The 15,081-nt window shown below is 43.5% G+C and carries 15 protein-coding genes and 1 pseudogene; 2 read left to right on the top strand and 14 right to left on the bottom strand.

Going from position 1 to position 15,081, the window contains the following annotated elements; genetic code table 11:
* Window positions 1-5: 5 nt before the first annotated feature.
* Window positions 6-848 (bottom strand): formylglycine-generating enzyme family protein, encoded by an 843-nt coding sequence (locus ACFQ3W_RS00630; protein WP_379315573.1) that lies wholly within the window; start codon window positions 846-848, stop codon window positions 6-8.
* Window positions 849-937: 89 nt separating this feature from the next.
* Window positions 938-1,573, bottom strand: a complete 636-nt coding sequence (locus tag ACFQ3W_RS00625) for a glycoside hydrolase family 11 protein (protein ID WP_379315571.1) — start codon at window positions 1,571-1,573, stop codon at window positions 938-940.
* 367 nt (window positions 1,574-1,940) lie between these two features.
* Between ACFQ3W_RS00625 and ACFQ3W_RS00620 the strand changes: the two genes are divergently transcribed.
* Window positions 1,941-3,053, top strand: a complete 1,113-nt coding sequence (locus tag ACFQ3W_RS00620; protein ID WP_379315569.1) for a hypothetical protein — start codon at window positions 1,941-1,943, stop codon at window positions 3,051-3,053.
* Window positions 3,054-3,114: 61 nt separating this feature from the next.
* Here ACFQ3W_RS00620 and ACFQ3W_RS00615 read toward each other — a convergent pair whose 3' ends face one another.
* The 10 genes and pseudogenes from ACFQ3W_RS00615 to ACFQ3W_RS00570 all read right to left on the bottom strand — a co-directional run bounded on the left by ACFQ3W_RS00615 (window position 3,115) and on the right by ACFQ3W_RS00570 (window position 12,229).
* Window positions 3,115-3,564, bottom strand: coding sequence for a DUF1569 domain-containing protein (locus tag ACFQ3W_RS00615; RefSeq protein ID WP_379315567.1), 450 nt, complete (start codon window positions 3,562-3,564; stop codon window positions 3,115-3,117).
* Window positions 3,565-3,599: 35 nt separating this feature from the next.
* On the bottom strand, window positions 3,600-4,991 hold the full coding sequence (locus ACFQ3W_RS00610) for an aldehyde dehydrogenase (RefSeq protein ID WP_379315565.1): 1,392 nt from the start codon (window positions 4,989-4,991) through the stop codon (window positions 3,600-3,602).
* A 29-nt stretch (window positions 4,992-5,020) separates the two neighbouring features.
* On the bottom strand, window positions 5,021-5,323 hold the full coding sequence (locus ACFQ3W_RS00605) for an ArsR/SmtB family transcription factor (protein WP_379315563.1): 303 nt from the start codon (window positions 5,321-5,323) through the stop codon (window positions 5,021-5,023).
* Between the two features lie 81 nt (window positions 5,324-5,404).
* Complete coding sequence (locus ACFQ3W_RS00600; RefSeq protein ID WP_379315561.1) at window positions 5,405-6,415, bottom strand: ROK family protein; 1,011 nt, start codon at window positions 6,413-6,415, stop codon at window positions 5,405-5,407.
* A 19-nt stretch (window positions 6,416-6,434) separates the two neighbouring features.
* The gene (locus tag ACFQ3W_RS00595; RefSeq protein ID WP_379315559.1) at window positions 6,435-7,655 is read right to left on the bottom strand and encodes an MFS transporter; all 1,221 of its coding nucleotides are present in this window, start codon (window positions 7,653-7,655) and stop codon (window positions 6,435-6,437) included.
* 320 nt (window positions 7,656-7,975) lie between these two features.
* On the bottom strand, window positions 7,976-8,323 hold the full coding sequence (locus ACFQ3W_RS00590; RefSeq protein ID WP_379315557.1) for a nuclear transport factor 2 family protein: 348 nt from the start codon (window positions 8,321-8,323) through the stop codon (window positions 7,976-7,978).
* Window positions 8,324-8,349: 26 nt separating this feature from the next.
* Window positions 8,350-9,150: pseudogene (locus ACFQ3W_RS00585) on the bottom strand (SDR family oxidoreductase).
* Between the two features lie 72 nt (window positions 9,151-9,222).
* Window positions 9,223-10,134 (bottom strand): helix-turn-helix transcriptional regulator, encoded by a 912-nt coding sequence (locus ACFQ3W_RS00580; protein ID WP_379315555.1) that lies wholly within the window; start codon window positions 10,132-10,134, stop codon window positions 9,223-9,225.
* Between the two features lie 88 nt (window positions 10,135-10,222).
* Window positions 10,223-11,326: a serine hydrolase domain-containing protein gene (locus ACFQ3W_RS00575; protein WP_379315553.1), complete on the bottom strand. Its 1,104-nt coding sequence runs from the start codon at window positions 11,324-11,326 to the stop codon at window positions 10,223-10,225.
* Between the two features lie 48 nt (window positions 11,327-11,374).
* Complete coding sequence (locus tag ACFQ3W_RS00570; protein ID WP_379315551.1) at window positions 11,375-12,229, bottom strand: GNAT family N-acetyltransferase; 855 nt, start codon at window positions 12,227-12,229, stop codon at window positions 11,375-11,377.
* A 129-nt stretch (window positions 12,230-12,358) separates the two neighbouring features.
* On the opposite strand from ACFQ3W_RS00570, the gene ACFQ3W_RS00565 reads away from it, so the two are divergent.
* Complete coding sequence (locus ACFQ3W_RS00565; protein ID WP_379315550.1) at window positions 12,359-13,693, top strand: aminotransferase-like domain-containing protein; 1,335 nt, start codon at window positions 12,359-12,361, stop codon at window positions 13,691-13,693.
* 19 nt (window positions 13,694-13,712) lie between these two features.
* On the opposite strand, the gene ACFQ3W_RS00560 is transcribed toward ACFQ3W_RS00565, so the two are convergent.
* Entirely contained in the window at window positions 13,713-14,441 is a 729-nt protein-coding gene (locus ACFQ3W_RS00560; protein WP_379315548.1) for a histidine phosphatase family protein, read from the bottom strand.
* Window positions 14,442-14,484: 43 nt separating this feature from the next.
* Window positions 14,485-15,021, bottom strand: coding sequence for a DUF4256 domain-containing protein (locus tag ACFQ3W_RS00555; protein ID WP_379315546.1), 537 nt, complete (start codon window positions 15,019-15,021; stop codon window positions 14,485-14,487).
* Between the last annotated feature and the right edge of the window lie 60 nt (window positions 15,022-15,081).

Here is a 15,081-nt window from a genome sequence, read left to right as displayed (position 1 = left end):
CCGTTTTACTCGCTCCGACTCACACGAAAACCTTGATCAGGGCCAAAACCATTCGCTTCGAACTTTCCCCGAAAAGACGACTCGTTGCTGCCCACGTCACCGATCCAACCGCCGCCCTTCACAACCCGAAAAGAGCCGATATTACTATCCAAGTCGTCTCCGTACCAGTTCCAGCACCATTCCCTTACATTACCTGACATATCGTAAAGCCCTAACTCGTTGGGTTTCTTGACACCGACCGATTGGGTTTGACTATTGTTGTTTTCGATGATAGGCCAGTTCCAGTCTCCCGATAAAAATTTATCCCCAGTGTTTCTCCAGTACCATGATACTTCATCGGCATGATTGCTGCCGCTGTAGTTGTAACTCTTGCTCATCTGACCGCCACCTGCGGCATATTCCCACTCCGCTTCCGTCGGCAATCGGTAACCGTTAGCTTCCGCATTGATCGTCACGGTCCATTTTATATTATCGTTATCGCTCTTATTATTCGGGTCTTTCTTACTCTTGTCTATATTATAATAAGGTTCTAAGCCCTCTTTTATGCTCCTTTGATTACAGTATTCGACAACGTCGTACCAGCTTACCATTTCTACCGGCAAATCGTCGCCTGTGAACCCGGAGGGATTGCTGCCCATGACCTCCATCCACTCTTTTTGTGTTACTTCATATTTGCCGATATAAAAGTTCGATAGAGTTATTTCTTTTCCATAGTAGCTGGACTGTGTGTTGATGAAGGCCCCACCTTTGACGAATACCAAGTTATCATTCTTTCTTGGCTTTTCTTGCGAACAGGCACTGATAACGACAATTACTGCTATTAAAAGGAACACCAACCATTTTCTCATTGATAGATCTCCTTTAAACGATAGGGATAACATAATGAGGCCGTCGGCTGTAAGACCGAACGGCCTCTGAAATATTTAAAGATTAACCGTTACCACACCGTTACGTTAGAACTCCCGCTGCTTTGATATCCCTCTGTCGCTAACACCTGGTAAGCCCAACTGCTTCCCAGATTCATTCCTTTGCTCTTCCATGCGTTAACGTGGTTGCCAAAAGTGATGGCAGCGTTGCTCCCGGTCGCTCTCTTCGACTGTCGGACGCTCCAGAATTGTTGAAAAGTTTGTGTGCCGTCAATGGAAGGTGCATTGTAACGCATCGTCGTATAGATGTCATAAGTGCCCCCGTCACTGGTCACGGTGCCTTTATATGTTCCAGTCGGTCTATAGGTTCCCCAGCTGTCAACGACGTAATATTCGATGAGTGAGTTTCTCGTCCAGCCATAAAGCGTCAGATACCCGTTGCCGGAAGGGGCCCATACGCCGGCATTGTAGTTTACTGTCCGATTGGGTGATCCGGTAACCCAGCCTTTACCGACAACAAAGTTGCCGCTATTTTGCCATGTAACACTGTAATTGCCACCAGAGCCATTAACTGCATTTACTGTTCCGCCACCATCGGTCCAATTTTGCCAATAGTCCGTCGCTGCATTTGAGGTTGCTCCAAACAAGCCAAAACTCATTGAAGCCGCAAGGCATAAAGTCAAAATTTTCTTATTGAACTTAAACATATCTTTCCCTCCTCAAATATTTTTTGTAGTTCTGCATATTCCGAGATCGTCTTACTTTCACCTCCTTTAATAGTAAATTATAGGAGGTAAGCGGATACATTTTACTTTGTAAATTAAAGATTTTACCTTCAATTTTTTACAACTTCCTTACATTGGCTAGCTTAGTACCTATGCTAAGATAGGTGCGGAGGTGTAATTATGGCACACATTCTCATCGTTGAAGATGAAGCATTCCCCACAGCTTGGGCCCTTTTTGCTTTTTACAACAGCTGCTGTAAATAACAAAATAGACGGTTTTCTCTTATAGTGCTACATTATAATTTGGAAGAAACTTGTATCTTTATGACTTTCAAAGGTGGTCCATAAAATGAGTATTGATAAATCAATTGATTTCCTATTAGAGAATGGAAGTCATATCATTAAGTACCGTCTGCACAAGGAAATCTTACATGACATCAACAAAAATGAAGAAGAGAACCTGCTTGAAAAAGTATTTGACTCCCCAAAATTCAAGCTTGTCGAAGGCTATCAAAAAGAAAATGGCTATATAGGTATCGGGATGCATAGCGGGGATAAATTCAAAGAGACTGCCTTGCAGGATGGCGAGGTTGCAGCAAGACTTTTATCGAATTATGGGATACCGAAAGATAGTCTTATTATAAAAAGATTTATAGACGCTCTTACAGACGATGAAGTCTTAGAGCACGAATTTTCATATCACAGACCTGAGATCACCAGATTTAAGGAACGCTATTTGGGAAACGAAGCCGGTTGGGGACTGCAGCTATTAATTGATACGGTAATTGCACTGCTTGGATACGGGGATCGGTACTGCCAACGTATGATCAACATTAGTCTTGATGCTTTTACAAGCATAGAATCACGCTCAAGTATCATGGATATTGCAACTTTCAAACAAAATGCAAAACGAAAATATAATTATCCTTATCTGGAAATCGGACAGCAGTGGCCATGCATGTATCACTTAGAAACTCTTTCTCATACGTCTCTATGGAGGAATGAAGCATCCAAGAAACAACTAGCCGAAGCAATCAATCACCTAATTGAAATCACGCCTGAGAAGAGCCCTTATCATATTAAACTCGGAAATCGATATTACGCCCCATGCGGTGGGTTCAGTATGCCTATAAAACCTTATGGCGACTGGCGAAAACAATTGGTTTGTAATAGAAGAGTTCTAACAGATATCAACCGTTGTGGCATTGGTGAAATGGTTACCGCAACAAAGCAAACCGCGGAAATTTTACAAGAAGAATTACATAAAAATGATGGGCTTCGTGTTAAATTTGATAGCAATTATGAGAAGAGTAAATTTAAGCTAAATCTTATGTATCCCGGTCCTTATTGCGAATTAGGACTTGCCGATGATTATAAATCAGATCATGCTATTACATGTGATCTCACATTTTGGGCCATTCATTTTCTACATGAATACAACTATTTCAAAAGTGCAAAATAGCGTAATGACTTATAAAAGAAGAGGCTGCTATCAAAGCAACCTCTATCGCGATATTTTGGGCTTAGCTAGCAAGCTGCAATTCAGAGAAATGATCCGCGATATGCATGGTAAAATACCGATCATACTCCTCTTTGCTTAGTTCTCCGAATATCAAATGGGGAGCTAGCGGCCCCTTATATTCCTCAAAATCATTGATTGCCTTTAGCAGCAAAGCATTTCCTTCCCTGACCGTTCCCTGTTTTTCGATCTTGGCCGCACCCGGTACATGTGCCGTCAAATTATGCTTCATATAACCCTGCTTCAAAAATTTCTTGATGACCATGCGTCCAATTGTATTTCTCACAATTTTGGGCTTCATTTGAGGGTAGCCGGTCATGGAATATTCTATGGTTTGGGCACAATGGGCAAGAATCTCATAGAGCGGCCATTGTGTTGTCTTGATGACGTCACGATCATCCATTCCCAGCAGTTCCTTTTTCACATCAGCCAACGATGAAAATTGCACATTCATATTCTTCAGCCTCCTTCTCACCGCCAAATGCGGCATTAACGCATAATTTTTCTAACCCACTTTACCTTGTCTCCGTACGGCGGAAATAAGAATTTTATGTTCAGCTTAGTGCTTTTGGTCATGACACTCTTGGTATGGGAAAACTGATCGAAGCTGTATTTTCCATGGTAAGCACCGATCCCGGCATTGCCTACGCCTCCGAAGGGCAGATGGTGATTGGCAACATGGCTGATCGTATCGTTCACACAGCCTCCGCCGAAGGATACGCGAGAAAGCACTTCCTTTTTGATATGATCCTGTTCGGTAAACAAGTACAGCGCCAGCGGTTTGGGACGGTTGTTCACCATCTCAATCGCCTCGTCCAATTGCCGGAAGCCCATAATCGGTAAAATCGGGCCAAAAATTTCATCCAGCATGGCAGCGTCCGACCAGGAAGTCGCAGCCAGCAGCGTTGGCTCGATATAAAGCTCCTCCCTGGATTTCTTGCCGCCAAATAGAACGTTGGCTTGATCTGTTTCCAATATGGAGGCTAACCGGTCGAACTGGCGTTCATTTACGATTCGGCCATAATCCTTGCTTTGGCTTGCATCTGGTCCATAAAAGCCTGTAATGACAACTTTCATCTTTTCAATTAATTCCTCTTTAATATCCTCGTGCGCAAGAACATAATCCGGGGCAATACACGTCTGACCTGCGTTCATCATCTTCCCCCAAATAATTCTGCTGGCCGCAGCATCAAGGTTCGCTGTCCGGTCCACAATGACTGGGCTTTTCCCCCCAAGCTCAAGTGTGACGGGAACAAGGTTATGGGACGCAGCTTCCATGACGATTTTGCCGACAGGTACGCTTCCAGTAAAAAAGATGTAGTCAAAGGGAGCATGAATCAGCGCCGAGGTGGTTTCCTTCTCCCCTTCAATCACACGGATATAAGTCTCATCAAAGGTTTCTTGAATCAGCTTCTTGACGGCGGCGGCAACCGTCGGTGTATTCTCGGACGGCTTCAAAACCACAGTATTCCCTGCCGCAATCGCACCGATCAGAGGTTCAATCAGCAACTGGAATGGATAATTAAAGGGGCCGATGATTAGAACAGTCCCATAGGGTTCCTTATGCATCCAGCTTTTCGAAAATGCGTGATAGAACGGTGTTTTTACTTTTCTCGGCTTCATCCATTGCTTCAAGTGTTTACTCATGTATCGGATGCTGTCCAGCGTATAGCCGATTTCAGTCGAATAGGCTTCAAATTCATCCTTGTGCAAATCTTGATATAACGCAGACAGTAACTGCTGCTCATTGCGTCTGATCGCATCCGACAGCTTCTTTAGCTGCTCCAAGCGAAACTCCACGCTGCGCGTATAGCCAGAGTGAAATTTCTTGCGATGCTCCTGCAAAATTTGCTCAACCTGCTCCAATGTCCATGGTTTCATTCCCATGTTCCTCCTCTCATGAAATCAGCCTATAGACAATCCCGTTCTAAGGCGACCAATAGCCTTTTTAACAAGTCTACCGATTCCTGCATGGATAAATAATAATAACGCTGGGTGCCCAATTGTTCGACTTTAATGACTCCTGCATTTTTGAGTAGCTTCAAATGATGGGAAACCGCCGGCCGCGATAAAGTCAACCGTTCTGTAATTTCGTTGACCGTCATCTTACCGTTCTCGGAAAGGAAAAGTAAAATATCCTGACGGTTCGGATCGCTTAATACTTGAAGAATCGGAAGGCTTTCTCGAAAAATATCCAGTGCCTGCTTCCCCATGCTGGTGATCACCCTATCTCGTATGATTAAATGTTTAAACATTTAAACCAATTGTTTGTGAACAGTTTACTCCTAACTTGATTAACAATCAAGTGCTGAGTGCTGTTCGGTATCAATTATTTTTATAGCAAGCTGTTTAATACCGGCTTCAAAATCAGCGTTTAATTCCGTGGATAGGATGATCTCAGGAAGCATAATTTTCTCAACCGGAGACTGATATTTTTCGCGAATCATATTTAAGGTGGCTTGATTGAAACGATCTCCATAAAGCACAATTCGATCCGGATTGTACATACAACAAAATGCCCGGATGGTTTTGATAATAAATTTTTCGATTTCTGCAGGATTGTAATCAAAAGATGCCCAGTCCATTCCGAAGGGAAGAAATGCGATTTCTCCAGCCAAGCCATTTCTCCCTTTATATACGTCCCCATGCAAATAGATTCCAGCTCCCGGCGGATACTTGTCTGGAAAATAAATTCCAATGACACATTGATCATCCTGAATCTCATTCCCATGGCAGTAGCCCATGACAGCCGAGTTAATATCGTTTTCGACCAGGACAGGAAGGTGAAACTTTTCCCCAACATGGCCTGAAAGAGACTTGCCTCTCATTTTTTCATAATCGCTGATAACAAGCTTTTGGTTCACTTCACCGCCTGGAATTCCAAAACAAATGACTTTAATTTGCGGAAATTTGCCTAACAGCTTTTCGATTTGGGCGTCAAAGCTTTCCACATCAACATCCACTAAATGCTGCAGAGTTCTCTCAACGACCTCCCCCCGCAAATTGATAACGTAGTAAAACGCAGTGTCCCGCCCATGATATTCGTGCATGTAAATCACCAAAGCCATACGGAATCCACTGTTATAGCGAAAAGAAGCGGCAGGTCTCCCACCATCGGAAGTCAAGATCGTATCGGGAAACACCTCCCCGGCATCTAGCAATGTGTTTACCAATGAATTGATAGTTACCACACTGAGGCCCGTGAGCTCTGCTAACTGGGGTTTCGTAGCGGTGTAAGCCTCTTTTAATACGCTGCGAACTTTATTTAGATTCATCTCTTTGATCAGATTCACTTTTTTGCCCATGCCCAGCTTTCCCTTCTATCTAATTTCTCACTTTCTCTCGTTTGCTCAAAATGTAGTTTATCTTCTCTGTACTCAGCAGCATGAAAATAAGGAAAGCAAGCACAACAGTCGGGAATAAGCCGATGCCCGTCTCTGTGGCAAGTACTCCGAACAGCGGAGGAAGCAATGTGGATCCCGTATAGGCGACAGCCATCTGATACCCTATAAGTTTTGCCGAGTTTTCACTTCCGAACCGGGCAGGTGTTTCATGAATAAGGCCAGGATAGATAGGTGCAAGCCCAAGTCCGATCAAAATAAATCCGATGAGCGAAAAAGAGATCGGCAGAGGCAGCAAAAGCATCATCCCGCCAACAAGGGTAACAAGCTGACCATACCGGATCAGCAGCCGATTGTGAACCTTCATCGTAATAAAGCCGGTAACTAGTCGCCCAATTGTAATTCCACCATAATATAAAGAGACCCAGCCTGCGGCTGTCTCTGCTGCCATATTTTTAGCGCCAACCAGATAGCTGGCTCCCCATAGTCCTACCGTAGTTTCAACCCCGCAATAGAAAAGAAAGGTAATGAGTGTATTTTTTACACCTTTGATGCGGAGTACACTACCGTTGACGCTCCCCTCTGGCTGCGGCAGCTCGGATGGGGCTTGGTCAGGCTGAACCTCATGTTGTGAACGTTCAAGCTGGCGACTTGCAGCAACACGTTTCCATAGGGGGAGTGTTATGAGCAAAATAATGACAAGTGCGAACTGTATCATAGATACCGCCGTGTAGCCGCCCCTCCAGGAGTTATGTTCGGCAATATAATAAGACATAATGATTGGTCCCGCGGTTGCCCCCACGCCCCAGAAACAGTGCAGCCAGTTCATATGATGAGCCTCATAATTTTCAGCTACATAATGATTCAGAGCCGCATCGACAGAACCTGCGCCAAGGCCAAGAGGAATGGCTAAAATAGCAAGCCAGATGAGCGATGGTGCCGCTGAAAATCCCAGTAACGCACCCGCAGTCATCAAGCAACTGATCAGAGTAATTGCTCCCGTCCCCAATCGTTGAATTAACTTCCCGCTTGCTAAACTGGATATGATGGTCCCTCCCGCTACAATCATGGACACCATTCCTGCGGAGCCAAAGGAAGCGCCTAAGTCGGGCCACATCGCCGGCCATGCCGATCCAAGCAAAGAATCCGGAAGTCCCAAGCTAATAAACGCCAGATAAATAATAATGAGAAACCAAGTTGCCATGATAGACCTTCTTTCGTCGTTGTATGACTTTTTTCGTAGATTCAACTAATTCGTGGATTATTAATCACTTAATAAATATGATTTATAAAGTACATTTATTAATTTATAATAGAGACACTTTTGTGTCAAGGCAATCCTTGATGTGAAAGTTTGTTGTGATGACTACTTTCTTCCACAAGGAGATCGCCCTGTCTCTATTCTTTTTGATTTTACAGTTTACTAGAAGTGGATTTACTCCAATAAATTATTAAAAGCCGCCTCGTTAAATATAGGCAGCTTTCTTATAGGTAAATGCAGCGTTACTCCACATGCACATATCTTTAAGATAATTCAATATACAGCCTCGCTATTTTTCCATCCTGCATACGGAAATAATAACTGAGCACAAGAGGGTCCGGTAAACCTGTCTTGTCAAAATCTCCGTCAACCTTACAGGCGACTATAATCTCATCATCGTCCCGTCTTGCATTCCTCGGCTCAAGCGTAACATTGGCTCCAAAGTGGTTTTCATCACTCCATTTTTTTATCGCCGCTTTGCCAATTCTTTCTTGTCCCTCGTCAACCACAATCGCATCATCTGAAAAGCAATCGACAAAGGCATTCGGATCAGGCTTATTCGAGGCGTTCAAAAAATCATTTATTATTTGTGGAAGCTGATTTATATCCATGTTTTTATTCTCCTTCTAATCAATTATCAGATCGTGCGTATTGTTCCGCCGTCAATAGCGTATTCGCATCCTGTTATATAAGAGGCTCTGTCAGATACAAGAAATGCCACCAATTCCGCGATTTCTTCCGGTTTTGCGGGCCGCCCCAGAGGTATGCCTCCAAGGGCATCCATTAATAGCTGACGTGCGGCATTATAATCACTTCCGGAATTCTATGCCATTCTTTCGATTAACCGCTCGGCTGCTTTTGTTTCGGTAAATCCCGGAGCTACGGTATTTATTCGTATACCGTCCGGCCCGAACTGTGTTGCAAGATTTTTGCTGTAATTGGTTAGCGCCGCTTTAGCTGCCGAATAAGCCATTGTCATATTCCCGGGAAGCTTGCGCTGAATGGATGAAATATGAATAACTACTCCGCTGTGCTGCTTGATCATGAAAGGCAGAAAGCCCCGGTCCAAACGGATAGAGGAAAACAGGTTGGCATTAAAAGTTGTCTGCCAATCGTCATCGGTTAATACCAAAGCACCCGCAGTTGATGTTGATGATCCCCCTACATTGTTGACCAAAATATCCAAACCGCCGAATTTCTCAAAGGTTTCCCTGATGATTTTTTCAGTGCCCTCCGGTTTGCTGACATCCGCTTGAATGAAGCCGACGCCATCAGGCAGATCATCCGGCTGAGACCGCGCAGTTGTCATTACCGTAGCGCCCGTTCTCAGCAGGCGCTGAACGACAGCCTGACCAATACCCTTAGTTCCGCCTGTTACAAGTACCCGTTTGCCTTCAAGTTCCTTGCTCATATCCAATAGAAATGGACTATTTTCCATGTTTCATTACCTCCTTTTTAATTAATTTGCATGCCCAGTATATCCAACATAACCTGACGACAGTACGTCAAGTTATATTGCGTATTTGCCCATCAAATCTTTTATGCGAGCAGCCATCTCAAATCGAATATTCTGAGGTTCAATGACTTCAAGCAGTGGACCGAAGGAAAAAAGATAATTGTAAATCCATTCGCCGCCCGGCATAACAACGTTGACCGTGTATGAACCATTCTCATTTTTTGTAATATCCTTCTCGTCAAAATCATCATACACACGGTAGGCTCCGGCTGCCGATATTTTAAGCTTAAGAGGTATTTTTATCTCAGCGGAATCATTCGGGGCTGCCGTTGTCATTTGCTCTTGTTTGAACTCGTACGCGCTGGAATCACCTATGACGCGAACGTCCGACATCCGTGTTATTTTGAAGGTCCGACAGGCCATCCGATGAAGGCAATACCCTTGAAGATACCATGATTTATTCTTGAAAAGCAGTTTCATAGGTGCTACAAGTCGTTCACTTTTTTCACCGGCAGCACTGAAATAGGAAAAGGCTATTACCCGCTGTTCCAGTATGGTATTTTTAAGCAGGCTGAATATTTCCTTTTGCCGTTGCTCACTTCCCCAGGAAGAGAAATCCACTTCGATCCAGTTAACATTACTTTTCATGAAAAGAACGCTTAACTTTGACAGTACCTCGTCAAATTCAGGATATCGAACAGCAGACAAGCTCTGTAAAGCAAGCAAAATTTCATCCTGCTCTTTTTCGGAAAGCAGCGATTTATTCAATATAAACTTATCCGTCAGAGAGATCCCGCCACCTTTTCCCTGACTTGTATAGATTGGAATTCCCGCCTGGCTCAAAGCCTCGACATCCCTGTAGATTGTTCTGACCGAAACTTCAAAACGTTCAGCCAATTCGTTGGCGGTTGTTGTTCCCTTTTCCAACAGGATATATATGATTTGAAATAATCTGCTGATCTGCATAATATCACCCCAAAATAAATATAAGGCATATAACCTGACAATAGCATGTCATGTTTATGTCTTATATACGATCCATCTCATATAAACATTAATTCAACCCGGATTGAACATACGCTCCATGGCTTAAGCTATCAAGAAGCGCATATCCCAAAATATCCAGAGCATCCTCATCTTTAGTGCCCTCTTTTGCCGGATAATTTGACAGTATTACAATAGCGGTGTCGTGTTCTTTATCGATACCTATAAAGCTTGTACAGGAGGATGTCCCTCCATTGTGCCACAGATACCCTTTTTCGGGATCGATCAGCCATCCAAGTCCCATGGCAAAACCGTCTTTTTCAAAAGTTTGATAGGTTTTATGCGATAAAGCAAGATATCCGGGAGAATCATCAAGATGCATCCGGCCATATTTTAATAAATCGGTTACCGTAGAAACAAGTCCGCCAGCGGCAAAATAGGTATCGTCATCATTCCATGTCCAGTAGCTGTTCAGATTTCCGGTTCCATTTCCAGGCCGGGTTTTAGTAAGGCCCAGCTCGTTCTTAATAAAGCTTTCAAACCGTTGTTTTACAGTAGTGTCATATACTTCACCAAGAACCGTACCTAACACGGCGATGCCGAAATTTGAGTACTCCCAACCATAAGGCTTGTCCTGTAAAACATTTGATTTTATTCTTCCAAGGGTATCCTCTCTATTGATTCCCTGATAGATGTTCAGCCTTTTTTCATAAAACTTGGTATTTATCGCTTCCAGTTCTTCTTCAGAGAGAGTAGAGGCGTCGAACGGGTATTCTCCATATCCCGACGTATGCGTGGCAAGGCTTAGTATCGTAGGGTAAAAAGTGTGGGGATCCAGTGGAAGATGCTTTGATATGGAATCGCTCAGATTTACCCGGCCGTCGGCAACTGCTTTGCAAAGCATGGATGAGGTAAAGGTCTTTGATATAGAACCTATTTCATACTCGTATTCAACCGGGTCAAGTTCTTTGGCACCGACTCCATATACTTTATAGCTTATTTTATGCCCCTTCAGCAGCCCGACGGTTAATTTAACATCACTTTTATCCTTGGTATATTCACGAATCATGTTTGTTATGGATGCTTTATCACTTCGATCAGCTTCAGGACGCACGATAACGGCTATAGCCAGAGCAATTACTGCAATCACTGCAATTACTTTAATGATAACCATTATCTTTTTGGATGGAATTGTCATTGCACTGACCTCTCTTTATGAGAATCATTTTGATAGACGGTAATAAGGTATTCTCTTCGATTCCTCAAAACCTAATCTATGCGCAAGCTTCCTTGAGCCCAGATTTCCGGAATTACATGACCACACCGGTTCATAACCATTTACAATACAATAATCAATTAGTTTGGCACATACAAGGGAAGCGAAACCTGAACCTTGATTTTCTTTACAGGTTTCAATTCCGATTTCAAGCTTATTATCGATAATAAAGGATGCAAAGGCCGTGGATGCAGGAATATCATGCTCTGATAATATAGTATAGCCTATCCCATTATTTATGAAATCACTGGAACTATTCCAGAAGAACTTAGGCACTACACTTCCCTCTAACTGATTAAAAATAGCTTCCGATGTGGCAACAATTTTGCAGTCCTTATTCATAAAGTCTCTTTTAAATGCAAAGTATTTTTCCTTGTTAAAAGCAAAATTGATTCTCTGATACTCTAATACCTTTTTATCTTCTTCCGGTACGAACGATTTTTTATACGGTTCATTCGGGGCTTTTTTGATCAAATGGCTTCCCAAGATAGCATCTATTTTCGAATAGAGTGAAGCAGGATATACCTGCAGCCATTCATACTCATTCCGGGCATTCTCTAAATTGAGCATATGAGCTGCCAGCTTTACATAAAAATCTTCCCTGCTGGATTCGCCATAAAGCAAAGCCATTCCATAGGGATGAAGGATATAAAATGCAGCCGGTGAGGCCTCTTCATCGACGAACACTGTACCGTCTACCTTTCCTTCCAACACAGATATTGCAAACATCGTATTGATGTCCGCAGTTCGAATGATCGGTATCACCTTTTTATAGTCCCGAGCCTCTAGTACTTTCATCATATATCCCCATCCCTTCATATCCTTTTTATGATTCATCAGTATATAATTCAGATATGAATAGTTCAAACATTCGAAATTGAATCTGTACTACTACAGCTTATGTTGATGTCATTTTCAGGGGATGGAATCATGAATAAAACAGAACTGGTAAAAAGCTATCTCATGAACGAGATTGAACAGGGGAAAATTCGCAACGGGGAGAGGCTTCCAGGGTGCAGGGAAATGGCCAAAAGGCTTTCTGTCAATAAAATTACGGTGAATAAAGCGTATAAGGAAATGGAGGATATGCATCTTCTTTATTGCGTGCCAAGAGGCGGCTACTATTATGCCGGAGCTGATATGAAAGAGGTGGCTATATCCAAAAGCATCGATTTTCAAACCGTAACGCCGGACCCCACTTTGATTCCCTATAGAGCATTTACTCATGCCATGAACCGGGCCATTGAAGAGCATAAGAAAACTCTTTTTAACTACGAAACACCGTTAGGCTTAAAAGATTTAAGAGAAACCTTAAAAGGAAGGTTCGAGCAAAATGGTGTCTACGCCTCGAGTTCACAAATCCTGATCACTCATGGGGCGCAGCAAGGGATTTATTTGTCTCTGAAAGCCTTATTCCCCAGCCCATCCGATGGCAAGCTGTTAGTAGAAACACCAACCTATCATTTGGCGCTGGATATGGCGAAAAGTCTTAATATTGACTGCGTAGGAATAAGCCGATCCGCTCACGGCATTCATCTGGATGAACTGGAGTGCATTTTCAAAAAGGAGCATATTAAGGCATTCTACATCATTCCGAGACACCACAATCCAACGGGATATTCACTCCTGGAAAAAGATAAGAAAAGAATCGTGGAGCTCTGTTACCGCTATCAAGTCCTGTTAATTGAGGATGATTATTTAGCCGACCTAGGAACCGATAAGCGTAACCTACCGTTATATTATTATGATACAAATCAACTGACGATCTACATTCGCAGCTTCTCTAAGACCTTTATACCGGGGATCCGTTTGGGGGCACTGGTTATGCCAAATACCCTCTATGAGCCTATCATTAATCAAAAGTATCTGCTGGATATAAGCACATCAAGCATTACGCAGGGCGCACTCGATTTCTTCATAAAATCAGGAATGTATGACCAGCACATACAAAAAGTGAACACATGCTACAAGCGCAAATTGTTGAAAGCCAAAGCCATTCTCACCCGTACGAGCCCGGCAGGCTTATCTTTTCACGTTCCCAAGCAGGGCCTTTTTCTATGGTTAACGCTGCCTGCCGAAGTTTCGGTCCAACGGGTTGCAGAAAAGCTAGCCGCAAATAACATTCGGGTTAGCTCTTCTTCACAGTTTTATATAGCCGATCAAGTAGAACAAAACCTTAGGTTGTGCATATCCGGCGTTCCTGAAAAAGATTTGGCGGCACTAAGTGCTGTAATTGAAGCCATCAAAGATGAAATGCCGCAATAGACGATTTGCTTTCGTCCTATCAATCGTGACGCTCGTCCATATTATCATAGGTTTCACAAAATCTTGCCGCAAATGCGGGTTTTTCACCTGCAGCGTATAAATGTGAAGTATCGCCAAAAGCACTCATTCTAAAGTAGGCGATTCCTTTTCGACGCTCCTCGGTAATCAGTGTGGTTACAGAGGTGGGAGCTGCGCAAAAACCATGCCATAGGACCATCGGAGAAATGCCAAGCAGATGTCCCAGCATGATGCACTCAACGCCGAAGTGGCAGAACAGAACGATCGTATCGTTGTTCGGTTTAACCGCACGGTATAGTTGCCCATCACGCTCGTATCCGTGGTTGCTTAGGATTTCATCCAGGCCGGAGTATACGCGCACCGCTTCGTCAATCACATGCCCGGACTGCATCACCGGAGCGGTGTGCCAAAGATTTTTATCATAATACTCATTCACCTTCGTCCAGTCGGCAGGAAGCCAGTCCCAAGGAATACGTTCCTTTTTCGTGACTTCATCCATTATCGGGGCTTGAAATTCACGGAGCCAGGGAAGAACCTCAGCTTCGCGATTCATCTTTTTCAGCGTGAGCGATGCCGTATCCTTTGCCCGTCCTAAAGGTGATACATAAAAGGCCTTGACGTCCATTTCCGCAATTCGATCGGACAGCATTTCAGCTTCCCGCCACCCCTTTTCCGTAAGAGAATCGATCGAATAATCAGGGTCTCCGTGGCGAATAATGATTAGTTTCATTTATGGCACCTCCAAATTCCTTTATATTGCCTATCTTAGCTATTTACACCCTTAACGAGCCGCGGAATCCCCTGGCGGCATAATAGGACTCCGCCCCATTATGATATACGAAAACCTGTCCATAACGATAGTCCGCAAAAATAGCGCCGCCGAGCTTTCTAATTTCAGCAGGTGTTTTCAACCAGCTCGATGTTTTCGCATCATACTTTCCATATTTCTGCAATTCGCGATATTGCTCTTCCGTCAGAAGTTCAATACCCATGTCAGCTGCCATATCCATTGCGCTATTGGCCGGTTTATGCTCTTTCCTTGATTCCAGCGCTTCACGGTCATAACAAACGCTTCTGCGACCTTTAGGACTTTCCGCAGAACAATCATAAAAAATGTATTCTCCCGTCGATGCATCATATCCAACCACATCTGGTTCACCGCCGGTTCTTTCCATTTCACCAAGTGACCTTAGTTTTTCAGGTTTAGCTTCCAGCTCTACTCGTACCTGATCCCATTCAATACCTAAATGGCGGTTCATGTTTTTCTCAAAACGGCCTTGCAACACATAGAGCAGTTCTTCGTTTGACATATAATCCCTCCTCCTTATTTAGTGCTTTCCATAAAATATAACACGAATACACCTAAATAA

It is taken from the genome of Paenibacillus puldeungensis (assembly GCF_042678945.1).
Taxonomy (GTDB): Bacteria; Bacillota; Bacilli; order Paenibacillales; family Paenibacillaceae; genus Fontibacillus; species Fontibacillus puldeungensis.
This window is presented reverse-complemented; position numbering and strand designations above follow the sequence as displayed.

What these genes read in the sequence shown, in the direction of transcription:
- ACFQ3W_RS00610 (WP_379315565.1), bottom strand. Translation starts at nt 4,991, where the DNA reads ATGAAACCATGGACATTGGAGCAGGTTGAGCAAATTTTGCAGGAGCAT.
- ACFQ3W_RS00625 (WP_379315571.1), bottom strand. Translation starts at nt 1,573, where the DNA reads ATGTTTAAGTTCAATAAGAAAATTTTGACTTTATGCCTTGCGGCTTCA.
- ACFQ3W_RS00580 (WP_379315555.1), bottom strand. Translation starts at nt 10,134, where the DNA reads ATGCAGATCAGCAGATTATTTCAAATCATATATATCCTGTTGGAAAAG.
- ACFQ3W_RS00590 (WP_379315557.1), bottom strand. Translation starts at nt 8,323, where the DNA reads ATGGATATAAATCAGCTTCCACAAATAATAAATGATTTTTTGAACGCC.
- ACFQ3W_RS00605 (WP_379315563.1), bottom strand. Translation starts at nt 5,323, where the DNA reads ATGGGGAAGCAGGCACTGGATATTTTTCGAGAAAGCCTTCCGATTCTT.
- ACFQ3W_RS00615 (WP_379315567.1), bottom strand. Translation starts at nt 3,564, where the DNA reads ATGAATGTGCAATTTTCATCGTTGGCTGATGTGAAAAAGGAACTGCTG.
- ACFQ3W_RS00595 (WP_379315559.1), bottom strand. Translation starts at nt 7,655, where the DNA reads ATGGCAACTTGGTTTCTCATTATTATTTATCTGGCGTTTATTAGCTTG.
- ACFQ3W_RS00570 (WP_379315551.1), bottom strand. Translation starts at nt 12,229, where the DNA reads ATGATGAAAGTACTAGAGGCTCGGGACTATAAAAAGGTGATACCGATC.
- ACFQ3W_RS00600 (WP_379315561.1), bottom strand. Translation starts at nt 6,415, where the DNA reads ATGGGCAAAAAAGTGAATCTGATCAAAGAGATGAATCTAAATAAAGTT.
- ACFQ3W_RS00630 (WP_379315573.1), bottom strand. Translation starts at nt 848, where the DNA reads ATGAGAAAATGGTTGGTGTTCCTTTTAATAGCAGTAATTGTCGTTATC.
- ACFQ3W_RS00575 (WP_379315553.1), bottom strand. Translation starts at nt 11,326, where the DNA reads ATGGTTATCATTAAAGTAATTGCAGTGATTGCAGTAATTGCTCTGGCT.
- ACFQ3W_RS00565 (WP_379315550.1), top strand. Translation starts at nt 12,359, where the DNA reads ATGAATAAAACAGAACTGGTAAAAAGCTATCTCATGAACGAGATTGAA.
- ACFQ3W_RS00555 (WP_379315546.1), bottom strand. Translation starts at nt 15,021, where the DNA reads ATGTCAAACGAAGAACTGCTCTATGTGTTGCAAGGCCGTTTTGAGAAA.
- ACFQ3W_RS00620 (WP_379315569.1), top strand. Translation starts at nt 1,941, where the DNA reads ATGAGTATTGATAAATCAATTGATTTCCTATTAGAGAATGGAAGTCAT.
- ACFQ3W_RS00560 (WP_379315548.1), bottom strand. Translation starts at nt 14,441, where the DNA reads ATGAAACTAATCATTATTCGCCACGGAGACCCTGATTATTCGATCGAT.